This window comes from Cystobacter fuscus, from assembly GCF_044360685.1.
In the GTDB taxonomy this organism is placed as follows: Bacteria; Myxococcota; Myxococcia; order Myxococcales; family Myxococcaceae; genus Cystobacter; species Cystobacter fuscus_C.
In genome coordinates this window covers 5,563,607-5,587,860 of record NZ_CP043491.1, presented here as the reverse complement: position 1 = coordinate 5,587,860, position 24,254 = coordinate 5,563,607, and the positions used below count along the sequence as shown (strand labels likewise).

At 67.7% G+C, this 24,254-nt stretch carries 22 protein-coding genes; 14 read left to right on the top strand and 8 right to left on the bottom strand.

Features of this window, described 5'->3' with window-relative positions:
• Window positions 1-122 precede the first annotated feature (122 nt).
• The 3 genes from F0U63_RS22895 (at window position 123) to F0U63_RS22885 (ending at window position 5,841) form a co-directional block, all read left to right on the top strand.
• Window positions 123-1,187 carry a cell envelope biogenesis protein OmpA gene (locus F0U63_RS22895; RefSeq protein WP_395848031.1) on the top strand — a complete coding sequence of 355 codons (1,065 nt, stop codon included), beginning with the start codon at window positions 123-125 and terminating at the stop codon, window positions 1,185-1,187.
• A 203-nt stretch (window positions 1,188-1,390) separates the two neighbouring features.
• Window positions 1,391-4,117 (top strand): hypothetical protein, encoded by a 2,727-nt coding sequence (locus F0U63_RS22890; protein ID WP_395848030.1) that lies wholly within the window; start codon window positions 1,391-1,393, stop codon window positions 4,115-4,117.
• 47 nt (window positions 4,118-4,164) lie between these two features.
• Window positions 4,165-5,841, top strand: coding sequence for a DUF4397 domain-containing protein (locus F0U63_RS22885; protein ID WP_395848029.1), 1,677 nt, complete (start codon window positions 4,165-4,167; stop codon window positions 5,839-5,841).
• A gap of 91 nt (window positions 5,842-5,932) precedes the next feature.
• Here F0U63_RS22885 and F0U63_RS22880 read toward each other — a convergent pair whose 3' ends face one another.
• Both F0U63_RS22880 and F0U63_RS22875 read right to left on the bottom strand, forming a co-directional pair.
• A complete protein-coding gene (locus tag F0U63_RS22880) occupies window positions 5,933-6,958 on the bottom strand; it encodes a fascin domain-containing protein (protein WP_395848028.1) in 1,026 nt (341 codons plus the stop codon).
• 431 nt (window positions 6,959-7,389) lie between these two features.
• Window positions 7,390-7,842 carry a MarR family winged helix-turn-helix transcriptional regulator gene (locus tag F0U63_RS22875; protein WP_395848027.1) on the bottom strand — a complete coding sequence of 151 codons (453 nt, stop codon included), beginning with the start codon at window positions 7,840-7,842 and terminating at the stop codon, window positions 7,390-7,392.
• Window positions 7,843-7,974: 132 nt separating this feature from the next.
• Here F0U63_RS22875 and F0U63_RS22870 point away from each other — a divergent pair, with 132 nt between their 5' ends.
• From F0U63_RS22870 to F0U63_RS22850, 5 genes are all read left to right on the top strand, one after another.
• A complete protein-coding gene (locus F0U63_RS22870) occupies window positions 7,975-8,391 on the top strand; it encodes an organic hydroperoxide resistance protein (RefSeq protein ID WP_395848026.1) in 417 nt (138 codons plus the stop codon).
• Between the two features lie 41 nt (window positions 8,392-8,432).
• On the top strand, window positions 8,433-9,119 hold the full coding sequence (locus F0U63_RS22865) for an alpha/beta fold hydrolase (RefSeq protein WP_395848025.1): 687 nt from the start codon (window positions 8,433-8,435) through the stop codon (window positions 9,117-9,119).
• A gap of 57 nt (window positions 9,120-9,176) precedes the next feature.
• On the top strand, window positions 9,177-9,467 hold the full coding sequence (locus F0U63_RS22860; RefSeq protein ID WP_395848024.1) for a hypothetical protein: 291 nt from the start codon (window positions 9,177-9,179) through the stop codon (window positions 9,465-9,467).
• Between the two features lie 295 nt (window positions 9,468-9,762).
• On the top strand, window positions 9,763-10,329 hold the full coding sequence (locus F0U63_RS22855; protein WP_395848023.1) for a TetR/AcrR family transcriptional regulator: 567 nt from the start codon (window positions 9,763-9,765) through the stop codon (window positions 10,327-10,329).
• 55 nt (window positions 10,330-10,384) lie between these two features.
• A complete protein-coding gene (locus F0U63_RS22850; RefSeq protein WP_395848022.1) occupies window positions 10,385-11,353 on the top strand; it encodes a quinone oxidoreductase family protein in 969 nt (322 codons plus the stop codon).
• On the opposite strand, the gene F0U63_RS22845 is transcribed toward F0U63_RS22850, so the two are convergent.
• The 5 genes from F0U63_RS22845 to F0U63_RS22825 all read right to left on the bottom strand — a co-directional run bounded on the left by F0U63_RS22845 (window position 11,343) and on the right by F0U63_RS22825 (window position 15,510).
• Complete coding sequence (locus F0U63_RS22845) at window positions 11,343-12,674, bottom strand: sensor histidine kinase (RefSeq protein ID WP_395848021.1); 1,332 nt, start codon at window positions 12,672-12,674, stop codon at window positions 11,343-11,345. The genes F0U63_RS22850 and F0U63_RS22845 overlap by 11 nt on opposite strands.
• The gene (locus F0U63_RS22840; RefSeq protein WP_395848020.1) at window positions 12,671-13,411 is read right to left on the bottom strand and encodes a response regulator; all 741 of its coding nucleotides are present in this window, start codon (window positions 13,409-13,411) and stop codon (window positions 12,671-12,673) included. The genes F0U63_RS22845 and F0U63_RS22840 overlap by 4 nt, the downstream gene beginning before the upstream one ends.
• A gap of 65 nt (window positions 13,412-13,476) precedes the next feature.
• The gene (locus tag F0U63_RS22835) at window positions 13,477-14,016 is read right to left on the bottom strand and encodes a thioredoxin family protein (RefSeq protein WP_395848019.1); all 540 of its coding nucleotides are present in this window, start codon (window positions 14,014-14,016) and stop codon (window positions 13,477-13,479) included.
• Between the two features lie 2 nt (window positions 14,017-14,018).
• A complete protein-coding gene (locus tag F0U63_RS22830; RefSeq protein ID WP_395848018.1) occupies window positions 14,019-14,711 on the bottom strand; it encodes a cytochrome c biogenesis CcdA family protein in 693 nt (230 codons plus the stop codon).
• Window position 14,712: 1 nt separating this feature from the next.
• The gene (locus tag F0U63_RS22825; RefSeq protein WP_395848017.1) at window positions 14,713-15,510 is read right to left on the bottom strand and encodes an alpha/beta fold hydrolase; all 798 of its coding nucleotides are present in this window, start codon (window positions 15,508-15,510) and stop codon (window positions 14,713-14,715) included.
• Between the two features lie 337 nt (window positions 15,511-15,847).
• On the opposite strand from F0U63_RS22825, the gene F0U63_RS22820 reads away from it, so the two are divergent.
• From F0U63_RS22820 to F0U63_RS22800, 5 genes are read left to right on the top strand one after another with little or no spacing between them, the layout of a single operon-like run.
• Window positions 15,848-16,384, top strand: a complete 537-nt coding sequence (locus F0U63_RS22820; RefSeq protein WP_395848016.1) for an EF-hand domain-containing protein — start codon at window positions 15,848-15,850, stop codon at window positions 16,382-16,384.
• A 52-nt stretch (window positions 16,385-16,436) separates the two neighbouring features.
• Window positions 16,437-17,282 carry a DUF692 domain-containing protein gene (locus F0U63_RS22815; RefSeq protein ID WP_395848015.1) on the top strand — a complete coding sequence of 282 codons (846 nt, stop codon included), beginning with the start codon at window positions 16,437-16,439 and terminating at the stop codon, window positions 17,280-17,282.
• Window positions 17,279-18,064, top strand: a complete 786-nt coding sequence (locus F0U63_RS22810; protein ID WP_395848014.1) for a DUF2063 domain-containing protein — start codon at window positions 17,279-17,281, stop codon at window positions 18,062-18,064. The genes F0U63_RS22815 and F0U63_RS22810 overlap by 4 nt, the downstream gene beginning before the upstream one ends.
• Window positions 18,061-18,702 carry a ferric reductase-like transmembrane domain-containing protein gene (locus F0U63_RS22805; RefSeq protein ID WP_395848013.1) on the top strand — a complete coding sequence of 214 codons (642 nt, stop codon included), beginning with the start codon at window positions 18,061-18,063 and terminating at the stop codon, window positions 18,700-18,702. Before F0U63_RS22810 ends, F0U63_RS22805 begins: the two co-directional genes overlap by 4 nt.
• Before the next feature lie 24 nt (window positions 18,703-18,726).
• Window positions 18,727-21,762 (top strand): amidohydrolase family protein, encoded by a 3,036-nt coding sequence (locus F0U63_RS22800; RefSeq protein ID WP_395848012.1) that lies wholly within the window; start codon window positions 18,727-18,729, stop codon window positions 21,760-21,762.
• 84 nt (window positions 21,763-21,846) lie between these two features.
• On the opposite strand, the gene F0U63_RS22795 is transcribed toward F0U63_RS22800, so the two are convergent.
• A complete protein-coding gene (locus F0U63_RS22795; RefSeq protein WP_395848011.1) occupies window positions 21,847-23,325 on the bottom strand; it encodes a PLP-dependent aminotransferase family protein in 1,479 nt (492 codons plus the stop codon).
• Window positions 23,326-23,506: 181 nt separating this feature from the next.
• Between F0U63_RS22795 and F0U63_RS22790 the strand changes: the two genes are divergently transcribed.
• Window positions 23,507-24,181, top strand: a complete 675-nt coding sequence (locus F0U63_RS22790; RefSeq protein WP_395848010.1) for a hypothetical protein — start codon at window positions 23,507-23,509, stop codon at window positions 24,179-24,181.
• Window positions 24,182-24,254: the final 73 nt, after the last annotated feature.

The window sequence follows — 24,254 nt, the reverse complement described above, 5'->3', positions numbered from 1 at the left end:
CCCGTCGAACCGGCCCCGACCGGGCTCGACGCCTCTCCCCGAAGCCCGCGTTCCCCGTACCGCTTGGCGGAGAGGCATTGCCTTTGTCCAGAATCAAACCCTCGCAACTGGGAGCATCCGTCATGAACAAGATGAAGTGGGCCATGTCGGCCGCCGTGGTGGTGACGATGTCCGTGGTGGGCTGTGGTGGCGAGTCCATGAGCACCGAGCAGCAGCTCGGCGCGGTGGTGCAGAATCTGGGTCCCAACAACGAGTTCTACGGCTCGGACACCCTGAAGGAGGCCCTGGTGGCCGCCAACGTCCAGTCGGGCGCTGGCCTGACCATCGAGGGCAAGGGCTCGAGCGTGGGTGAGGGATGTGTGCGCAACGGCTCTGGCACCTCCTGTATCGGCCGTCAGCAGACGCTCGCGCCCATGTCGCGCGACTTCAAGGCGGGCACCTGCGCGGGGGGCACCGCCTCCAGCGGCGCGTGCTGCCCTGGCGAGTCCAGCAACGTCGTCGCGCTCGACGCGGTGAACGCTTTCGTCAGCACCTCCACCTACAATGCCCTGGCCGGCAACAGCATCTCCACGGCCAACCTGAAGAAGGCTTTCTGCGGTGACGGCAGCGGCAGCGCCGCCACCTGCGTGAGCAACTGGTCCGCGCTGGGCCGCCCCACCGCCGGCACCATCGCCAAGTACCGCCGTGACGACCTGTCCGGCACGACGGACACCTTCAAGTCCCTGCTCGGCTGCACCACGTTCTGCGCCGACGTGGTCGTCATCAAGGACGAGGCCTCCACCAATCCCTCGCCCTGCACCACCTCCGACAGCGCCACCACCTGCATTGGCAAGCTGACGGCCAACAACGCCAACGCCATCGGCTACGCCGGTGACTCGGCCAGGCGCACCGGCAACGCGGCGCTCAAGGTGGACGGCATCGCCCCCACCGCGGCCAACGTCCGCAAGCTGATCGCCAGCAACACCTCGGGCGTCTACCCGCTCTCGCGCAAGCTCTTCCTCAACGAGAACGTGAACTACGCCAAGGCCACCCAGGAGCAGGCCCTGTATGACTGGGTCTACAGCACCAACACCCAGGACTTCGAGAACCTCCTGGTCCAGCAGGGCTTCATCTCCTGCAGCACCGTCAGCCCGCTCGACTGCGGCGGGGACCTCGGCCGCGGCGCCGGCGTGTGCAAGGGCCTGTGAGCTGAAGCCCCCCCCTGAGCCACCCCACGGCCGGAGGAGCCTCCCGCTCCTCCGGCCGTCACTCATTCGTCAAAGACATACAATCGTGACGAACCCGGTGGTCCTGGAAGATTCCAGCCCGGCGCTCGTCACGATATTTTTTCAAACTCCGCTCCACGTTCTCCGATAAGGCTCGCACGCAGCGTAGGAGGAGATTCCGTCTCATGGTGATGACAAGGAATGGGCTCGTCACGGGCCTCGCTCTCGGTGTGTCCATGTTCGTGGTTGCCACGATGGGAGGCTGCCCGTCCCCGGAGCAGTCCGCTGTCGTCCCGGACGCCGGCCCGGCGGACGGGAACGGGCCTGGCGCGGATGACGCGGGCACCCCTCGCATCACCTGCCTCCCGGCACGTTCGAACGAGCGCATTCCCCTGCGCCGCGCGGCGACGCGCGAGGCCGTCACGGAGACCTTCGACAACCTGAGGGCGCGCGTGGATGCGCAGTGTGGCTCGTGCCACAAGGCCCCCGAGATCCGGGGCGGCTTCCAGTACACCTCGGACCTCGCCAGCCTGAGGGCGACGGCCCCCGCCATGGCCCGCATGGCCACGCAGGGCGCCATGCCACCCCTGCCCTCCTCCGAGCAGCTCAAGCAGGCGGTGGCGCTCGGACAGGCGCTCTCCTCCTGGCTCGCGCAGGGCACCCCGGAGGGCTCCTTCGAGGTGCGGGAGGAGGGCTCGAGCGACGGCGGCGTGGACGTGGCGCGAGGCGTGGGCGAGGCGATGACGGACCTGGGCCACTGCATCCCCGAGAGCGTGCCGCTGGGCGGCGATCCGGAGAAGGATGCCTGGTTCGCCCGTGCCACCGCCCTGCCCCGCTTCCTGTCCGAGACGGACACCGACATCGTGACCTTCGACGCGGAGAAGCTGGCCCGGCGCGGCACCGTCGCCTTCGCGCCCACCTATCCCCTCTTCTCGGACCACGCCAAGAAGCTGCGCCAGGTGCACGTCCCGGCGGGCACGTCCATCCGGTACGACTCCAAGACGAAGCACTTCGAGATCCCCCCCAATACCCGCTTCTACAAGACGTTCTTCAAGCCGGTGAAGGATGCCCAGGGACAGGTGGGCTACCGGAAGATCGAGACGCGGCTCATCGTCGTGCGCCAGCCGTGGCAGGACTCGCTCTTCGGCACGTACATCTGGAACGAGGACGAGACGGTGGCGGAGCTGCATGACTTGCGCTACCGCGATGGCTCGAGCTTCTCCGATCGTGTCATCGTCTACCGCACGGACGAGGCCACCGGAGCCACGCGCAACTACGCCATCCCCGGCCGCCACCGCTGTGTGGACTGTCATACCGGCTCCGAGGGACAGAACTTCGTCCTCGGCTTCACCCCGCTGCAACTCAACCGCCGGCCCGGTGGCGAGGGCGGTGTGGACGCCGAGGCGGACGTGCTCGAGGACGAGCTGTCGCAGGTGGACCGGCTGATCAGCTACGGCGTCCTCACGGGCATCCACTCGAGCGCGGAGCTGCCCAGGCTGGAGACGTCCGGAAGCAAGCGCCCGCGCAACACGCAGGAGTTGGAGCTCCAGGGCTATTTCATCGCCAACTGCGCCCAGTGCCACAACCCGAACGGCTTCGCGGTGATCAGCAACCCGGCGATCGCCTCGCTCGACTTCTCCGCGGGCGGCAGCCTGTTCCAGTTCCCCACCACGCTGAAGGAGAGCAACGGGCTGCGCTCCTACGTCAACCTCGGGGTGACGGACTTCTCCGCCGACCTGCGCAGCCCGACCCCCGCCAGCACGCTCTTCCAGCGCGTGGCCCGCGACACCGACGAGCGCATCATCCACATGCCCGCCAACGTCCCCGGCCAGGACTGCCGCGCGCCGCTGCTGGTGGCGCGCTGGCTCGCCTCGCTGGACTGGCCTCGCGACAGCGGGCTGAGCACGGCGCAGAAGGAAGCCAACCGTCAGGAGCGCCTGCGCCAGGCGGAGCTCGCCGTGAAGGAGACCTGCCAGGATCCCCCCGACGTGCGCTGGGTCTCCGAGGACTTCACCGACAAGGTTCCCTACGAGCCGCGCAACACCCACTGGGAGTCCAGCATCGGCGTCCCGCCGTTCGACTACCTGAAGCGCTACCCCATTACTCAGGCGCACGAGGCGCTCGCCCACCAGCGCATCCCCACCAACTTCTGGACGCCGAAGCCGGGCTGCCGCTTCGACGCCAACGCGCCGCCGCCGGAGTCCATCGAACCGTGGATGAAGGACAAGCTGGGCAACCCCAAGCAGCCGTGGGGCGAGCTCTACTCCACCACGCCCGGAGCCGCGGTGTTCCAGGGCATCTGCGCCAACTGCCACGGCCGCGCGGGTGACGGGCAGAGCGGCGCCGCCAAGACGCTGGTCGCGCTCAACGGGGCGCGCGTGGCCAACCTCGCCAAGGGATTGTTCGGCACCTCCACCACCGGCACACCCCATCTGGCGATGTTCGAGCGGGTGCTCGGGGAGCACGGCGGTGCGCGCTACATGACGTGGATGGCCGCGGGCGGCACCACGGTGACCTTCACTCCGGAATTCATGCAGGCGTGGATCAAATACGGCGAGGTGGACATCGACTTCTCGCCTCGGGAGACGGACTGGGGCAAGTGGGGCGCGAACATGCTCGGCGCGGCCCGCGGCGCCTGCGATCTCGTGCGCGTCGGCAAGTTCGGCACCGGCTCGAGCGAGCCGCCCAGCGGCAACCCGAGCGCCATCGGCGGCTCCACCCTGTGGAAGAAGATCTGCACGCTCGACAATCCGCTGACCCCGGAGATCGAGGCAGGGACGGATTCCGCCGCGGTCTCCGAGTGGCTCCAGCACGCGCAGTTCAACGCGGGGGTCATGGCCTACTTCTACCTGCGCGATGAGCTGTCCAAGGGCCGCATCTACCCGCTGCGCGGCGAGTGCGAAAAGCGATGAGCCACGAGCACGGATGTCTGTCTTCTCATTCTTGTGGGAGAGCACGCGTGAAGAGGAACGTTCTGGGTGTCTGGTTGTTGATGACGGTCCTCGCCCTGTCGGCCGGGACCACCACCGGTTGCGACGACGGCGGCCCGCAGAACCCGCCCGGTGACACGGACGCGGGGGTAACTCCGGTGGATGGCGGAGACCCTCTTCCGGACGGTGGGGACGGTGGAGATGGTGGCACGGACGCGGGCACCGTCGCGCCCAAGGCCTATGTCCGCTTCGTCAATGCCTACCTCGGCCTGAAGAACAACCCCAGCGACAAGGCCGACGCACCGTGGGCGCCGTACAAGATTGATCTCTACGCCGGGGACACGAAGCTGTTCCCGGTGCCGCTGGAGCCAGGGGACGAGGCGGTGACGGCCTACCGTGAGCTCGAGGTGACTCCCGGCCAGAGCGTGCAATTCGTCGTGCGCAACGCGGAGTCGGAACTCTCGGAGGCGCCAGTGGCGGCCTCGGAGGCCATCACCCTTGAGGAGGGCGAGCGGCTCACCCTCGTGGGCACCGGGAACATCGTGTACGCCGGGGCGGACCGCATGGAAAAGCCGCGGCTGCTGGTGCTGAAGGAGTCCTTCGAGCCGGCGGAGGCGGGCATGGTGCGGGTGCGCTACGTGACGGCAGACCGGGTCACGGGAAGCAACCGCAATCGCCGGCTCGCCAACGAAACGGGCGCGACGCCCTACACCACCGCGGTGGAGCCGTACTCGGCCGACACGGCCACGGGTGGCGTCTCCCTCCCGGCGGAGCTCCAGCGGCTGGCGATCATCGGCGCACCCAACTTCACGCCCTCGCAGAGCGGCAAGCTGTTCTTCTCTCCCCCGAGCGGGACGCTGGCGACGGCAAGTGCCTGGTTCGTCATCACCACGGGGGATGACCGGCGCACCTTGCAGGACGAGGGCGCTCCCGCGCTGCTGCTGGTCCCCTCGGGGAAGGACGGGGTCATCCGCCTGAAGCGGGATCCCCTCCTCTACTTCTTCCACGCGGTCAATCCGGCCACGGCCGACGCGGATCCCACCCCGCTCCAGGTCCTCGAGGGCTCGCGCATCATCGCCAACAACCTCCGGTATGGGGCCGCACCGGCCATCGGAGATCTGCCGGTCTCCCCGACGGGAGGGACGCTGCGGGTCACGGCCTCCGACGATAGTGCCGCGACGGTGCTGGCCGATGTCTCGACGGGTCCGCTCGAGGCGGGCCGGCGCTACCTGGCCGTGGTGAGCGGCACGGAGGGCGCACAGGCGCGGCTGACCGTCGTGAAGGAGGAGTTCGCGCCGGACGCGGTGCCCACGCCCGTGGTGCGGCTCATCCAGGCCGCGACCCACGCGCCGACGGCGATCGACTTCGGCCACTTCGCGGCGCAGGCGGACGGTGTCACCCGGGGAGCCTTCACGCCCGTCATCACCAGCGCGGGGTATGGCACGGCCGCTGGGCCCGTCGCGGGAGCTGCCTTCCAGCCCCAGGTGATCACCCCCGAGGCCGGCAGCCCCTACGTCTACTACGGCGTCCGGGCCACCGTGGGCGACACAACCATTGAGCGCTCGGTGAATGGCCGGGTCCTCACCACGCCGAACTTCGTCGTGCTGATGGGTGACTGGAGCAGCTCGTTGCAATTCCGGGCACTCAACGTCCGTACCAACACCTGGTCCGCCACTGCCCCGGAGGGCACATTCAGCGAGCCGTGAGCCCCGGCTCCGCCCGCGAGGAACAGTGACCCGCCTCATGGGCGGAGCGCTCTTCAGGAAAGAGAGGATCCTGGAGAGCGCTCCTATGCCATCAGGGAACGTAGGCGATGTCCCACTGGGCGTTGGCTTGACTGTTCGGACTCGTGCTACCGACGGTAACGGTGCTGGTCACGGCGGCGTTCGGCGAGCAGTTCATGCAGTTGTCCGCGTACTTGCTGTTATCGGCCTGGATGCCCCATTTACCGTTGTTGAGCAGCAAGAGTTTGAACTGGGCGAACGACGAGCTCGAATTAGGGGCGTGCACCGTCAGGAAGTCCCTGGTGGAACCAACGATACAACCACCGCAGCGAGCCACGAATTGGCCGCTGTTCGCCTTGAGCGCGATCTTTCCGTTACCAACGTCCACAACCTCGAAGTCGGTAAAGGGACTGCTGAGCGCTCTAGCGTGAGTGGTGATGGTCAGGGGAAAGCCATTGTTCACGGTCGTCTGGCAGCCGCCGCAGGTCGTGAAGTATGTCCCTTGATCGGACTTGAGGGAAATCTTGGTACCCGCGGGAAAGATAGGCCTGATGGTCCACTGGGCGTAGGGCTCATTGTTGGGATCCGTGGCGTGCACGGTGACCGTGTTGGGCGTGGCGGCATCAGGCGAACAATTATTGCAACGCGTCACATACTTTCCGGTGTCCGCCTTGAGCGCGTATTTGCCGTTGGACAACGTCTCGAGCGTGAACTGGGCATAGGAAGGCGGAGTGGCGTCGCTGACGTGCGCCGTCACGGATTCCGACTGGCTGCCATTCACGATGCAGTTGTTGCAGCGGCTCACGAACTTGCCGTTGTCCGCCTTGAGCGCGATCTTTCCGTTGCCAACGAGCACCAGTTGGAACTGGGCGTAGGGCTCGGCAGCCGTCGTGACGTGGGTGGTGATGGTGTCGGGGAGATCACCGTTCGTGGTCTTCTGACAATTGTTGCATCGCGTGAAATATGTCCCCTGATCCGATTGCAGTGAGATCTTCAACGGCGAAGCATGACTTGCTCCCGGCACCAGCACACACAGCGCCATCAAACACAGTACCCACTGCTTCAGCCCGTCAGTCAGGAAATTCAATGAGGCCTCCATGGTATTTGCCTTGTCGAACAGATGACGTCTCCTCTGTTGCGGGCGCTAACGTAAGTGATGCCTCTCGAAGGGAGCTATAAGCCTTTTACTGAGTTGACAGGTGGGACGATTCATGGCTCGCGTCCCCTGCCGCGCCCTCCCTACCTACGCCAGCCCGCCCCTTTGCACCTGGAGGTTGCCGTAGCAATAGAGTCAGGGTGATTGACGCTCCGACATCAAGGCCGGCGAGCGCGTCGTCGTGCACGGCATGAAGATGAGCAACGGCCAGGTGCACGCGCAATGGGTGAAGTTCGGCAAGCCAAATGATGATGCCCGAGGAGATGGGCCAGCAGCCGGACGTGGTGATGCGGGGACAGGGCTTCGGCTCTGGAGACCGTGCGTTCTCCAGCAGCAGGAGCCGGAGAGGTGCGAGCGTTCTCGTCGGCGGCTGTCTATTGCCCGCCGGCGTGGCGGATGAGGTTGTCGCGAAGCCTGGTGACGGCGCGCTGCAGCGCGGCGAATTCCTCCGGCTCGAGACCGGCCGCCTTGACCAGGGTCTTTTGCAGACCCTTCTCGCGCAGCTGGCGACCCGCCTCGGTCAGGCTGACGATCACCTGGCGCTCATCGGCCGGATCACGCCGACGCTTCAGGTAGCCGAGGGTCTCGAGCTTCTTGAGGATCGGCGTGAGCGTGTTGGATTCCAAGAAGAGCCTGGCGCCCAGGCCGCCGACCGTTTGATCGTCCTCCTCCCACAGGGCGACGATGATGATCCACTGGGTGTAACTCACTCCCAGCTCGTCGAGGATGGGCTTGTAGGCCCGCCCGTACGCCAGGTTGGCCGAGTAGATCGCAAAGCACATGAAGTCCGCCAGCTTCGGGGCCTTCGGGTTCTGGGGCTTGGTCATGTGGGCCTTCGTGTGATGGAGACTGACTACATATAGATCGGACCCGATTGAATCGGAAGGTTGACGAACGCCACGGGCCTGGGCTATCAAATCGGTACCGATTAAATCGGTTCCGACCAACAGGAGCATTCCATGTCCCCCATCGAAAACGTTCTCTACACTGGCAAGACGCATACGACCGGCGGCCGCGACGGCACCGCGCGCAGCTCGGACGGCCGGCTCGACATCAAGCTGTCGCCGCCCGGGTCCGCCGGAGCGGGCACCAACCCGGAGCAGCTGTTCGCCGCCGGCTGGTCCGCCTGCTTCATCGGGGCGCTGGGCCTCGCCGCGCGCGGCATGAACGTGACCCTCCCCGCTGGCGCCGCGGTCGACGCCGAGGTGGATCTCGGCACGACGGCGGGCGCCTTCTTCCTGCAGGCGCGCCTGAAGGTGAGCCTGCCGGGCCTGGAGGCGAACCTCGCCCGATCGCTCATCGAGGCGGCCCACCAGACCTGCCCCTACTCCAAGGCCACGCGCGGCAACATCGCCGTGACGCTCGACCTCGCCTGAGCTCGCGTCCAACCGACCAGAGACAAGCCAGGAGACCGTCCATGACCTTCAAACCCGACGACCTCGCCAATCCAGGCCGGCGCCGCCTGCTCATCGCAGGGGCCTTCGCCGTCGGCGCCTGGAACCAGCTCGCCTGTGCGGCACTCGCCGAGCCCACCCTGCCCGCCCCGTCCGCTCCCTGGGCGCCAATCCAACAGATCGACGCTGGCGACCTCTCCATCGGCTACGCCGACTTCGGCCCGCCCGACGGCCCACCGGTGCTCCTGCTGCACGGATGGCCCTACGACATCCACAGCTTCGTGGACGTCGTCCCGCGGCTGACGGCCGCCGGGCGCCGGGTCATCGTGCCCTATCTCCGCGGCTACGGGACGACACGCTTCCGCTCCGGGGAGGCCGTCCGCAACGGACAGCAGGCGGCCCTCGCCGTCGACGTGATCAACCTCATGGACGCGCTGGGTCTCGCCCAGGCGGTGATCGCCGGCTTCGACTGGGGCGCGCGCACCGCCGACATCGTCGCGGCGCTCTGGCCGGAGCGCTGCACGGCGCTGGTCTCGGTGAGCGGCTACCTGATTGGCAGCCAGCAGGCCAACCAGGAGCCCCTGACGCCGGAGGCGGAGCTTTCCTGGTGGTACCAGTTCTACCTCGCCACCGAGCGTGGCCGCATTGGCTACGAACGCAACCTGCGCGACTTCACCCGGCTCATCTGGCGGACCGCCTCGCCGCAATAGCAATTCAGCGAGGCGACCTTCACCCGCTCGGCCCAGGCCTTCGACAATCCCGACCATGTGGCGATCGTCGTCCATAACTACCGCTGGCGCCTGGGCCTGACGGCCGGCGAGGCGCGCTACGACGCCCTCGAGAGCCGCCTCGCGCAGTTCCCCGTGATCGGCGTGCCGACGATCACGATGGAAGGCGACGCCAACGGCGCGCCCCATCCGCAGCCAGCGGCCTACAGGGCGAGGTTTTCCGGGCCCTACGCCCATCGCCTGATCACCGGTGGGATCGGCCACAACCTGCCGCAGGAGGCGCCCAATGCCTTCGCCCAGGCGGTGCTCGATGTGACCGAGTTGCCCTAGGAGCTTGTCGGAGTATCGCCCCGAAACATGTCCCACATACCAACCGTAGCGGTGCGTTCGACTCGCACTACTCGATATGTAGTGGGTCGTGGGGATATTCCGACAGGCACCTAGGAGCCTGTCGGAGTACTGCCGAAAAACGACTCCTACATACCAACCGTAGCGGTGTGTTTGAGTCGCACTACCCCTCATGTAGTGGGTAGCCGAGGTACTCCGACAGGCTCCTAGGCCGCAAGACGGCGGCGGCCCGTCGCCTTTTCTTGACTGTACGTTCCAGAATTCGTATCCAACGACCATGGCCAGACCCAAGGCGTTCGACACGGAGGAAGCGCTGGACGCCGCGATCGGCGTGTTCCGCGAGCATGGCTTCGAGGGGACCTCGGCCGACATGCTGGTCAAGGCCATGGGGATCGGCCGCCAGAGCCTCTACGACACCTTCGGCGACAAACGGGACCTCTATTGTGCCGCCGTACGGCGCTATTCGGCCCTGGCAGGCGACGCCCACGTCGCGGCCTTGCATAGTCGGCCGCGGGCCATCGAAGGCCTTCGAGCCATGGTGGAGCGCCTGGTCGAGGACGCCAGGCAGGCCTGTCTGGGGGTCGGGTCCATCTGCGAGTTCGGCCGCACGTGGGCCGATCTGGCGAAGATCCACGACGCCGCCGATAGGGCGCTGCGCGGCGCGATCGTCGAACGCGTGCGCGCGGCCCAGGCCGACGGCGACGTCGGCGTCGAGCTGAACCCCGAGGAGGCGGCGGGTTTCCTCATCGCGAGCTTCAGCGCCATCCGCATCGCCGCCCGGAGCGGCGCCGACACCGACCAACTCCGCGGCCTGGGCCGTCTGGCGCTGCGCGCCCTGCGGTGAGCTTCTCTTTTTTTTGCCCGATTCTGGAATGAACATTCAAAATGAGGAGAGAACGATGAAAGCTGTCGTGATGACCCGCCAGGGCGGGCCCGAAGTCCTGGCGTCCGTAGAGCGTCCGGAGCCGGTCGCGGGGCCGGGCGAGGCACTCGTCGAGATCGCCGCGGCGGGCGTGAACTTCATGGACACGGGCGTGCGACGGGGAGTCATCTGGAGCGACAAGCCGGAGCCGAAGGTCCTGGGCATCGAGGGCGCCGGGCGGGTCCTGTCGGTCGGCGATGGCGTTGAGCCGACGTGGGTGGGACGCCGGGTCGCCTGGGTCTACGCGCCCGGCAGCTACGCCGAAAGGGTCGCTATTCCGGTCGATGCGCTCGTGCCGCTGCCCGACGCCATCGACGATCGCACGGCGGCGGCGGTGATGGTGCAGGGTCTGACCGCGAGCCACTTCGCCACCGACTTCCACCCCGTGCAGCCCGGCGAGGTCGCGCTCGTCCATGCCGCCGCCGGCGGCCTTGGCCTGCTCCTCACCCAGATCATCAAGCTGAGAGGCGGCAAGGTCATCGGCCGCGTGTCGCACGCGGACAAGGTCGCCGTCGCGCGCGAGGCGGGTGCCGATCATGTGATCGTCGACGACGAGGGCCGGTTCGCCGACGAAGCGATCCGCCTCTCCGGCGGCGACGGCGTGCACGTGGTCTACGACGGCTCGGGTCCGAAGACCTTCCAGGCCTCCCTGGACTCCTTGCGCCGCAGCGGGACCTTCTGCTGGTACGGGCCGGTGCTCGGCGGGCCTGGGCCCATCGACTTGATGAGCCTGCCCAAGAGCATCAAGCTCGGCTACGCGACCGTCTTCGACCATATCGCGACCCGCGAGCTGCTGCGCAGCCGCGCCGCGCGCCTGTTCGACTGGATCGCCGCTGGCTCGCTGAAGGTCAGGATCGGGAGCGTCCATCCGCTGGCCGAAGCCGCGCGGGCCCATGAGGACATGGAAAGCCGCCGCACGACCGGCAAGCTCCTGCTCATTCCGTAGCCACTGGCAGCAGCAGCGTCGCGCGCAGGCCACCGCCGCTACGGTTGGCGAGCACGAGTTCGCCGTCCAGCGTGGCCGCCAACTGATGAGCGATGGCCAGCCCCAGTCCGGTACCGCCGGTATCGCGGTTGCGCGAACTCTCCAGCCGGTAGAACGGTTGCAGCACCGCCTGCATCTCGTGTTCGGGAATGCCCGGGCCACGGTCGCACACGTCCACGGCCACGCGCCCGTCGTCGAGCTGGCGCACGCCGACCTCGGCGCCGCCGCCGTACTTCACCGCGTTGTCGATCAGGTTCTCGACGATGCGCCGCAATGTCGGTGGTCGCGTGCTCAACGAAGCGCGCGCGCATTCACCCAGCGTGACCGGCTTGCCCGCGTCCTGGTAGTCGCACACCACGCTGTCGAGCAATGCGTGCAGATCCAACCGCACCGCCGGGCCGGTGGCGCCGTGGGTGCTGCGCGCGTAGGCGATGCCCTCGCGCACCAATTGCTGCAACTGCTCCAGGTCGCCGATCAGGCGATCGCGGTCGGCGCCCTCCTCCATCGCTTCCAGGCGCAGCTTCATGCGCGTGATCGGGGTCTGCAAGTCGTGCGAGATCGAGGCCAGGATCTGCAACCGCTCCGCGAGATAGTGGCCGATGCGCGCCTGCATCGCATTGAACGCAATAGCGGCCTTGACCACTTCCACCGGTCCTTCCCGCGGCAGCGGCGGATGCGCGCGTGCCGGGTCCAGCCGCTCGACCGCGTCGGCCAGTTGCACCAGCGGCCGCGTCGCCAGCCGCACCGCCAGCCACGCGCACAGCAGCAGCAGCGCCAGTTGCACCGCCAGCACCACCGGCAGCCAGCGCGCGATCGGCATCACCGAGGGGGTGACCTCGATGGTCAACGGCTGGCCATCGGCCAGGGAGAGCTCCACCTCGAAGCGCTCCGGCGAGGTGGACACCGTGCGCGCCCGCAGGCGGTAGCGATGGTTCAGGCTGCGGTCGATCAGGGCGGTGACCTCACGCGCGCGGTCGCTGGTCAGTGGCACGCCGGGATGCGCCGGGCCAAGCAGGTAGCGGTAGGTGCGCCGCTCCAGGCGCGGCGCCCATCGCACGCGCTCGGCCGGGCTCAGACGTTCGAGCAGGGCCACGCTGACGGCCACGTCCTGGTCCATGTTGGTGAGCATCATCGAACGCGCGGCCACGTAGCGCTCGGAGAACAGCAGCGCGAAGGACAGTGCGTGCGCGAGCAGCAAGCCGGTGAACAGGATCAGGATCAGGCGCGCGCCGAGGGTGCGTGGCAGCAGGCGTCGCCAGCCGGTGCGCGGGGGGGCGTTCATGCGTTCTCGCCGAGCAGGACCACGGGCTGGCAGAACACGTAGCCCTCGCTGCGCACGGTCTTGATGTAGGCCTGCTCGCGCGCGTCGTCGCGCAGGCGCTGGCGCAGGCGGCTGACGAGCAGGTCGATGGAGCGGTCGAACAACTCGGCGTCGCGGCCCCGGGAGAGGTTGAGCAGCTGGTCGCGGCTGAGCACGCGCTGCGGGTGGTCGAGGAACACGCGCAGCAGGCGGAACTCCGCGCCGCTGAGCGGATAGGCGGTGCCGTCTTCGTCGAGCAGATGGCGCGCGGTGGTGTCCAGCCGCCACTGGCCGAAGCCGATCAGCCGGCCGGCCTCGGTGACCCGCAGGTTGGGCGGCAGCATGCGCGCGCGCCGGATCACCGCGTTGATGCGCGCCAGCAGCTCGCGCGCGGAGAACGGCTTGACCACGTAGTCGTCCGCACCCATCTCCAGGCCGACGATGCGATCAGTCTCCTCGTCGCGCGCGGTGAGCATCACCACCGGCACGTTGCGGTGCTTGCCGGCGCGCAGGTTGCGGCACAGGGACAGACCGTCCTCGCCGGGCATCATCACGTCGAGCACGATCAGGTCGACGTCGCTGGTGTCCAGCGCCGCGCGCATCTCGCGGCCGTCGGCGGCGAGCGTGGTGCGCAAGCCGTTGCGCTGCAGGTATTCGCCGACCATGCGGCGGATCTCGCGGTCGTCGTCGACGATGAGGATGTGGTCTGTATGGGCCATGGTGTCGTCCGTGGGAAGAATGGCGGCGGCTGTGCCACGGACGCCGCCATGATAGCGCGCCAGCGTCAGCGCGTGGCCAGCAGGGCCCGGATCCGCGCCTCGGTGCGGTCGTAGTCGCCCTCGCCAAAATGGCGGTACACCACCTGGCCCTCGCCGTCGATCAGGTAGAGCGCGGGCCAGTACTGGTTGCCGTAGGCGTTCCAGATCCGGTAGCCGTTGTCCTGCACCACCGGATGGTGGATGCCCAGGCGCTGCACCGCCGCGCGCACGTTGGCGTCCACGCGTTCGTAGCCGTATTCGGGCGTGTGCACGCCGACCACGACCAGGCCCTGGTCGGCGTAGCGCGCGTGCCATTGCGAGACGTAAGGCGCCACGCGCAGGCAGTTGATGCACGAGTAGGTCCAGAACTCGACCAGCACGACCTTGCCGCGCAGCTGCGACATGCTCAGCGGCGGGCTGTTGATCCACTCGCCGCCGCCACTGAAGTCCGGCGCGGTGGTGAGCGAGGCCGGCCGCGCCTCGTCGGCGCGGGAGGAGGACCAGGCCAGCACGGTGGACACGGTGGCGATGGCGGTGATGAGAACGGCACGGAGGAAGGTAGGCATGTTCACAATCCGGTGGAGATGGAGGGGAGCCACGGCAGCAGTCGCGCGGTGAGCGCGGCATCGAGCTGCCACAACTGGAGCAGGGCCATGGCCACGGCACAGACGCCGAAGCCGCGCCGCACCCAGGCGGTGTGGCGTTGCAGCGGGCGCAGCCGGGCACCGGCCCAGCGACCGCCGTAGATCAGGGCCAGCAGCGGCGTGGCCGCGCCGAGCGCGTACACGCCGAGCAGGGCGCTGGCGCGCGTGGTGGCCTGGGCGCTGGCGGCCAGCGCCAGCACCGAGGCCAGCACCGGCCCGGCGCATGGCGTCCAGGCGATGCCAAGCGAGACTCCGACCAGCAGCGCGCCGCCCGCGCCAGCCGCCCGCGGCTGCCAGGCGAACAGACGCGAGCCGGCCAGCCAGCGCTGCTGCAGCCGTTCGAACGGCGCCGGCCACACACAGGCCAGCCCGGCCAGCAGTAGCACCACGAGCGCGGCCACGCGCACGCCCGCCTCGAACTGGCCCGAGGACGCCGCCAGCGCGCCGATGGCGATGCCGCCAGCGGCGAAGGAGGCGACGAAGCCGACGACGATCAGCAGCGGTTCACGGCGGTCGCCGCCGGCCCCGCGTGCCAGCACGATGGGCAGCATCGGCAGCACGCACGGCGAGAGGATGGTGGCCACGCCGGCCAGCGCGGCCAGGACGAAGGCCCACATCTCAGCCACCCACCTTGGCCGGCGACGGATCGACCGACTTCACCCCGGCGGCCTCGAGGATGACGTCGGCGACCTCGCCTGGATGGGACAGCATCGAGACATGGCTGGCCTGGAGCGAATGCAGCCGCGCGCCGATGCGCTGCGCGGTGGCGGACTGCAACTGCGGGGCGAGCATGCGATCCTCGCGGGTGAGCACGTACCAGTTGGGCTTGTGCTTCCACGCCGCCCGCGCGACCGGCTCGGACAGCGCGCTGGCCTTCAGCGGGCCCTGGGTGCTGTAGATCAGGCGCGCGGTGGCTGGATCGAGGTCCTGCGCGAAGTCCTCGGCCACCGCCTCGGCCGGCAGCCACAGGAAGCCGTCGCGATCCTGCAGTCGCTGCAGCCCCGGCGCCGTCGGGAAATGCTCGCCCTGTTGGGCCGAGTTCTCGCCGGCATCGGGCGCGAACGCGGACACGTACACCAGCGCGACCACCTTGTCGTCGTTGCCGGCCTCGGTGATGACCGTGCCGCCCCAGGAGTGGCCGACCAACACCACCTTGCCCGGCGCGGCGGCGATGGCGCGGCGCGTGGCGGCCACGTCGTCTTGCAGCGAGGTCAGCGGATTCTGCACCGCCAAGGCGGGCACCCCCTTGGCCTCCAGTCGTGGGATGATCTTGTTCCAGCTCGAACCGTCGGCGAAGGCGCCATGTACCAGAATCACCGTGGGCGCGGCTGGATCGGTATGCACCGGACCCGAGCATGCGGCGGCCGGAACCAGGGCGATGGCCATCAGCGCGGCCAGCATCGTCTTGCGAATCATTGAGAGCACTCCTGTGGAAGGAGCACTCATTGCAAGCCACGACTGTATCGCCGCTGTTTCCGCGAGGCCGGCTTCTTGTCACACAAGGTGTCGGCGCGGTGTGGGGCTACGTTTCGACACACAACGCCCGCGCCAACTGGTTGCCCACCGCGCCAGCCGCCGGGCACTTCGTATCGAAGTGTATCGACCGCCGTCCGCGACACAGGCGCTGACAAAAATCCGGCCCACCTGACACGGTGCGGATACCTCGCGCCCTTGAAATAGCCACCATCCAATTCAACGCCGCCATGGCGAGGAGCTGTCCATGTCAACGCAACGTCCCGAAGGAAAGCCTACCATGTCCCATTCCGAATCCCGCAATCGCAAACCCCTCGTCGGCGCGATCGGCGTCGCCCTGGCCGGCGGCGTGCTGCTCAGCACGCAGGCGCTGGCGATGCAACCACTAGCCCTCGGCGCGATGGCCGAGGCCAGCGCCAGCGAAGGCGGGTGTGGCGAAGCCGGATGCGGCGCCAGCCCCACCACCGCAAAGACGGGTACCACCACCAAGACGGACACCACCGCCAAGAAGAGCACCACGGCCAAGAAGGGCACCGCCGCCGCGCCAGCCGCCGAGGGCAAGTGTGGCGAAGGCAAGTGTGGTGAAGGCAAGTGCGGCGATGCCGCCTTCGCCCACACCGACAGCAACCACGATGGCAAGGTCTCGCGCGCGGAGTTCCTCGCCGTGGCCGCCAAGCGCGCGGCCGACTTCGACCGCATCGACAGCGACCACGACGGCTACATCAGCGAGAAGGAGGCGCACGACTTCCTGCGCGCGACCTACGAGGCGAACGGCAAGACCCCGCCGAAGGGCCGCTTCGCCAACATCGTCGACTGACCACCCCCGCGCCGCCGCCTCCGGGCGGCGGCGCCCTTGGCGGAGTAACGAGATGAATCCCACCCTGCACACCTCCTCGGCCGGGCTCGGCCTGCGCCGCGGCATGCTCACCGAGCTGCTCGCCCTGACGCCAGACGCGGTCGATTTCCTGGAATGCGCGCCGGACAACTGGATCGGCGTGGGCGGTTGCTTCGGCAAGGTGCTGGACGAACTGTCCACGCGCTTTCCAATCACCTGCCATGGCCTGTCGCTGTCGCTGGGCGGCACCGACCCGCTGGATCGCCGGCTGCTGGTGCGCACGCGCGAATTCATCGACCGCCACGCGGTCACGCTCTACAGCGAGCACCTGAGCTATTGCGCGGCCGACGGCCAGCTCTACGACCTGCTGCCACTGCCGTTCACCGAGGAAGCCGTGCGCCATGTCGCCGCGCGCATCTCGCAGGTGCAAGACATGCTGGGCCGGCGCATCGCGGTGGAGAACATCTCCTATTACGCGGTGCCCACGCCGGCGATGAGCGAGAGCGAATTCATCAACGCGGTGCTGGCCGAGGCCGACTGCGACCTGCTGCTGGACGTGAACAACGTCTTCGTCAACGCCTGCAACCACGGCTACGACGCCTTCGGATTCCTCGACCAGCTGCCGCCCGATCGCGTGGCCTCGTACCACGTCGCCGGCCACCTCGACCAGGCCGACGGCTTCAAGATCGATACCCACGGCGCCACGGTGAAGGGCCTGGTGTGGACCCTGCTCGACCATGCCTACGCACGCTTCGGTGTGCGCCCGACCCTGCTCGAGCGCGACTTCAATTTCCCACCGATCGCCGAGCTGATGGCCGAGGTGGCACGCATCCGCGACGTGCAGGCCACGCACCAGCCACGACCGGAGCTCGTGCCATGACCACCGCGCTGCGCGCGCTGCAACTGGCCTGGGCGGCATATGTGCGCGATCCCTCGCGACCGCCACCGCCGGGCGTAGACCCGGCACGGCTGGCGCTGTACCGCACGCTGTGCGTGAACGGCGTCGAGTCGCTGCTCACCGGCAGCTTCCCGCGCCTGTGCATGATGTTGGGCGAGGCCGGGTGGCGTCGCGCCATCGAGGACTTCTACCGCCGGCATCGCTGCGATACGCCGCTGTTCCCGCGGGTCGCCGGCGAGTTCGCCGCGTGGCTGGCCGAGTCCGACACGGCGCTACCGCCGTGGGCAGCGGAACTGGCCAACTACGAATGGAGCCGGCATGCGCTGCTGTTCGCCGAGGCCACCGCCGCACCCGCCCCCATGGCCGAGCCGGCTCTGGACGTGCCGCTGGCGCTGTCGCCGCTGGCCCACGTGCGCGGCTATCGCTGGCCAGTGCATATGGAGTCGGCACTGCATCCCGACACCGACGAACCGCCGGCCGCGCCCACCCTGCTGTTGCTGCGGCGCGATGCGGACCATGTGCTGCGCACCGACCGCCTCTCGCCGTTCGCCTATCGCCTGTTGCAGGCCATCGACACCAGAGCCGACAGCGCGCGGGCACATCTCTCCGCGCTGGCACACGAGAGCGGCACGGCCGCGGCCGACATGTTGGCGCACGGGCAGGTGCTGCTCGCCGAGCTGTGGTCCGCGCGCATCGTCGTGACGACCAGTGCTCCCGCCGACGCCGACCCCTTCCACCCCGACCGAATGGACTCCTCGCCATGAACCCGACCCCCTCATCCCACCGCTTCGGCGGCTGGAAATTGTTCCTGATGCTGGCCGCGCTGCTGATGGGTGCCGCGGGCGCCGCCTACCTGCTCGGCCCCGACGCCGTGGAAGGCAGCCGCCGAGCCATCCGCGTCACCGCCCGTACCTCCTTCGTTCTATTCCTGGCCGCGTTCACCGCGTCCTCGTTCGCTTCGCTGTTGCCCGGCCCTTTCACCCAGGCGTTGCTGCGCGAGCGTCGCATCGTCGGCCTGTCGTTCGCGTTCTCGCACCTGCTGCACGCGATCGCGATCTACGCCTTCGGCCAGCTCAACCCCGAGTTCTGGCCCGGCCGCTCCACCCTGACCAACCTGCCCGGCACGATCGGCTATGTATTCATCCTGCTGCTGGCGGTGACCTCGCATCGCGGTCTTGCCCGTCGCATGGGCCCGACCGCCTGGCGACGGCTGCACGTCACCGGCATGTGGGTGATCGCGGCGGTGTTCACCTCTTCGTACTTCAAGCGCGTGCCGATGAACTACTGGTACGCCGTGCCTTCGGCGCTGCTGTTCACCGCGGTGGTGGTGCGGCTGATCGCCAAGCGCACCCAGGCCCTCCGGCGCGGCACGCAGTCTCCCCTGGCTCCGACCGCCGCTTGACGTGTTTGTTCAGACGTGCGCCCCGTGGCGCGCGAAGTAGAACAGGACATCACCATGCCTCCTCTGCATTCCCCTCGAAGTATGTTTTCCATTGCTCAATGTGTATTGGCCATTTCGGCATTCTTCCTTCTTACGGGCGCCAAGGGCCTGGACCAGGGTGGCACGGGAGCGACACTGGCCGCGCCATCGTTTACGGGCCCGCCGGCGGCGGGCAGGATCAATCGTCTGCTCGATCCCGTGAGCGAGTTCACGCTCACCCTCACGGAAGGGACCAATATGGCGGCAGCGCCGTCTCCAGACGCGACGCGGATCGCACTGGCGCTGCAGGGAGCACTCTACGTGGTGCCCTTCTCGGGAGGCGAGGCAAGGCGAATTTCCACCTGGAGCATGGAAGTCACGCACCCGGTATGGTCACCTGACGGCTCGCGCATCGCGTTCCAGAACTACGACACCGAAGGCAATTATCACATCTGGACGATCGCTCCCGATGGATCAAATGCCACTCGCGTCACGAGCGGCCCGTTCGATGATCGCGAGCCGAGTTGGAGCGCCGATGGCTCGCGCCTCGTCTTTTCTTCTGACCGCGGCGGCGACATGCAATACAAGATCTGGAGCATCGGCGTTGCCGACGGCCAGTATCAGCAGCTGACCACGGGAGCGGGAGCCGAAAGCCATCCCGCGCTGAGCCCTGATGGCACGAAGCTGCTGCTCGTCGAGAATGGCGGCGTCATCCTGGTGGACCTCGTCACGGGAGCACGCACCTCTCGCGGGGCCGGCAGCGCGCCCGCGTGGACACCCGATGGAAGCGACGTGATCTCGCAGGGTGGCGGCTATTGGAGCGTGAACGGAATCCCCGTGAATGCCGCCAGCGAGGATCTGTTTCCGTTCCCCGCGCGCTTCCTGCCGGACGGCCGCTTCTTGTACACCGGCGACGGCAAGATCAGGATCCGTGCAACCACGGGTGAGAGTGTCAGCGATGTTCCCTTCAGCGCCCATGTCGCGCTGCGCCGGCCTGTTTTCACGCCGAAGGCGCAACACCGCCTCGACGATCTTGACTGGCGTACCGTGAAGGGCATTTCAGCTCCGATCCTGTCTCCGAACGGGGAGAAGGTCGCCTTCGTCGCGCTCAACGACATCTGGGTGCTGAGCATCAACGGCGACGGCCAGCCGGTCCGGCTGACCGACACGAGGGACTACAAAGCCAGTCCTGGATGGTCGCCCGACGGCAGCTTCGTCTACTTCTCCACGGACAGGGAAAGTGGCGGTGTTCTCGCCGTCGACAAAGTGGAGTTGTCCTCTCGCAAGCGCAGCCGGCTTGCCCTCCTCACCGGCATCTCGATGGCGTATCCCTCGCTTTCGCCCAGCGGCCGGCAGCTCGCCTATTGGACCGGGGGTGGCCGGGTGGAGATCCATGATCTCACGGCACGCACGAGCACAGTCCTCGTGAATCCTTCGCTCGGAACGGGTGTCAGCCGCCCTTCGTGGTCACCCGATGAGCGGCTGCTCGCTGTCTGTGACGCCGAGCGGGTGAACAACCGGTTCAGGGAGGGGTACAACAAGCTCAGGATCATCGACATCAACAACAAGACGGCGGTGTTTCATGCGGTCGGGCCAACGCCCGCGAGCATTTCCGAGCGAAATGAAGCGGGCCCCGTGTGGTCGCCCGATGGACGCAAGATGGCGTTCATCATGGATTCGTTGCTGTATGTCATGCCGGTCAATCCCGATGGCTCGCCGAACGGTCCCGCCGCTCAGTTGACCACGTACGCAGCGGACATGCCCTCGTGGGGACCGGATTCCAATACGCTCCTCTTCATGGCGAGCGGTCACCTGCGCACGATCAACCTCTCGAGCAGGGCCACGCACGATGTCGCGCTCGACATGCGGTACAGGCAGGCCACCCCCGACGGCATCACCATCATCCACGCGGGCAGTCTCTGGGACGGCTTGACCGCGACCCTCCAGTACAACAAGGACATCATCATCGACAAGAATCGCATCGTCGCGATCGAGCCGCACGGAACGAGAGCCCCGGACACCGCGAACAGGTACATCGATGCGTCCGGTTTGACCGTCATGCCGGGGCTCTGGGATTCACATGTCCATCCTCTCGACGTCTTCAACAATCAGGCCTACGGACTCGCCTGGGCCGAGATGCTCGCCTGGGGGGTGACGTCGACGCTTTCCATGGGCGGAGATCTGTATCAGAGCGTCGAGGTCCGCGAGGCGCTGGATGCTGGAGTCCTGGTGGGCCCTCGAGCGTTCATCGCACCGCCGCTCTACGATGGCTCGCGAGTTTTCTACCCGTCCGCCAGAGCCGTGCGCAACGAGCAGGTCGCCGAGCTCGAAATGAGCAGGATGAAGCCCTTCGACGTCGATCTGCTCAAGGCATACGTGCGAGCTCCCATTCCAGTGATGGAGATCGTCGCACGTACGGCCCACGAACTCGGCCTGCCGAGCTTCTCGCACTTCCTCTCTCCGGGAATCCAGACCGGACTGCTGGGCACGTCGCACCTGTCCGCGACCGAGCGGCTGGGCTATTCCTGGTCGGTATCCACTCGCTACCAGGACGTCCGCGAGCTTCGCACCCGCGGACTGTTCAATATGGTCGCCACCACGGGCTCCTCGCAGAACGATCCGGTTGTCCGCGGCGGAGGTCTGGTCACGATGGGGACTGATTTCCCGTTGGCGCCCGCGGGCAGCGGACTGCACACGATCCTGCGGGAGGAGGCCACGACGCTGGGTGCTTTCGAGGTGCTGAAGACCGTGACCATCAACGGTGCGCTCAACGCGCGCGTCGGCAACGAGTTGGGAAGCATCGAGCCCGGCAAGCTCGCCGATCTGATCGCCATCCGCGGCAATCCTCTCGAGAACGTGGCGAACGTTGGGAACATCGTGTACGTGGTCAAGAATGGCCTGGCGACCACGCCAGAGGAGATCAGGGCGCGATTCACCACGACCAGGGCCTTGACGCAGCGAGCGAAGGCGCTCGATGCGTTCGCCAAGGCCTGCAGGAAGGATCCGGAGTGGTGCCATCCGTCAGGCATGGCTGGCCATTGAGCGTCATCGCCTGACGGAACCGCGCACCTCCAGCGAGGGGGGCTACTTCCGCCCTTGCCAGCCATGGGGGAGCTGTCATGGAAGTCAGGGGAGCACCCCCGAGAGCCGCTCCAGGGCCTCCCACACGGCGTTGGGCGGATACGCCCCATACCCCAGCACGAGCGCCGGAGGCATTCGCCGGCGCATCGTGAACCGCGAGAGCGGGAAGACGTCCACGTCGACCCGTGCCGCGGCCCGTGCGACCTCCTGGTCATCCCGTCCACGCTCCAACCAACCCAGGACGTGACTCCCCGCATCGGGCACCTCCACCCTGAGGCGCGCTCCAAACAGACGCCCCACCGCGGAGACCAGGTGGTCACGCCGTTCGAGCGTCGAGGCACGAAGCCGTCTCAGGTGACGCGCGAACCGACCACTCTCGAGGAACTCCGCGAAGGCAAGCTGGGTGAGGTACGGCGAGTGACGATCCACGAGGACTCGCACCGCGGCGAAGGCCTCGACGAGCTGCTCGGGCACGATGACGTATCCAAGACGCAAGCCTGGAAGGAAGACCCGGCTGAAGGTGCCGACATAGAGCACCCGGTGTGACTCATCCAACGCGGCGAGCGCGGCCACGGGGCGGCCCTCGAACCGGTACTCGCTCTCATAATCATCTTCCACGATCCAGCGCCGCCTCTCCCGCGCCCACGCCAAGAGCTCGAGACGCCGCGACAGCGAGAGCCGGACGCCCAGGGGAAATTGGTGCGACGGTGAGACGAACGCCACGGCCGCGTCCGGAGCGCGAGCCCGTCCCATCCCCACGCACAGCCCCTCCTCATCCACGGGGACCGGCACCGCGCGGCCTCCACTGGCCAGGAGCGCGCCTCGGATGCCCGGGAAGCCGGGATCCTCGACCCACGCCGTCGCGCCGGGCTCGATAAGCACGCGGGCACAGAGATCGAAGCCCGCCTGGGAGCCCGCGGTCACGAAGACCTGGTCGACATGGGCGTGTACACCCCGCACGGCACAGACATGCTCGAGGATGGCCTCCCGAAGCCCGCGCGCTCCCTGCGGCTCGCCATAGACGAGCTCCCGCCTCGTCGCGCGCCGGGCGGCACGTGCCACCGCCCGAGCCCAATCCTCCAGTGGAAAGAGATCGAGCGGTGGAAGACCCGCCCGGAAGGGACGGGGGCCTCCGTCATACGACAGCAACGCGCCGCGGCCCGTGTGGAGCAGTTGGCGCGCACGGGAGGAGATCCTCGGAGGTTCTCGTTCCACCCGCCGCGCGGGCGCGTGTTCCGCCACGTTCATGCGCGCCTCGGGAGGAACGTCGACGACCCTCGGCGCACGGCGCTCCTCGAGCTCGATGTACCCCTCGTCGGCGAGCGAGTGGTACGCGGTGACGACGGTGATCCTCGCCACGCGCAGCTCGCTCGCGAGCCGTCTCGCGGAGGGCAGCCTGGCGCCACCGGGAAGCTCGCCGCTGAGGATTCGTGCCCGGAGCTCTCCGACGAGCTGCTTCTGCAGCGGTTCATCCCGCCGCAGCGTCACGAGTGGGTGTGAGACCTCGGCTCGACCGTTTCGCATCTGGCCCCATGCTTCGTGCGGTTTCTGGCCCTATGGATGGGTCCAGGCGGGATGCTATCAGGGTGGCATGCAACACCTACCGGTCCGACACCGTGAATTCCTGACCTCCGCACTGAGTACCTGGCGGGCCAACCCCGGAATCCTGGGGGTCCTGGCGGGTGGCTCGTACCTCGGCCGGAACATGGACGAGTTCTCCGACCTGGACCTCGTCCTCGTCGTCTCGGACGAGCTGCGGGCCACCATCGCGCAGGAGCGCATGGCGATTGCCCGCGCCGCGGGTCCCCTCCTCCAGGGATTCACGGGGGAGCACGTGGGCGAGCCCCGCCTGCTGATCTGCCTCTACGGCCCGCCGCTGCTCCATGTCGATCTGAAGTTCATCTCCGTCTCCGAGCTCGACTCCCGCATCGAGGACCCGGAGGTCCTCTTCGAGCGTGCTGGCATCATCACGGAGCGGCTGGGCTCGACGCGGGCGAGTCCTCTGGGGATGCCGTCGGCGCAGTGGATCGAAGATCGCTTCTGGGTGTGGATCCACTACGGCATCGACAAGCTCCGGCGCGGAGAGCTCTTCGAGTGCCTGGACATGCTGGCGTTCCTGCGGGCCCAAGCCCTGGCGCCGCTGATCCAACGCATCGACGGTGGCGTGTGGCGCGGGGTGCGGAGGCTCGAGGCCTCACGCCATGCCTCGGCGCTCTCGCGGGTCTGTGCGCGCCACGACGCGGAGGAGTGTCGTCGCGCGATGGCCGCCGCGGTCGAGCTCTACACCGTGCTGCGGAATCAGCTCCAGGAGTCGGACAGACCGCGCCACTCACCGGCGGAGCCCGTCGTCCGCGCCTATCTGGGAGCATGGGAGAAATGAGGGAGCTGTTGAGGGGGGCTGGTGTAGTGCACGTCGACAACGCCCACGCCGCTGGACCAGTAGTCGATCGAGG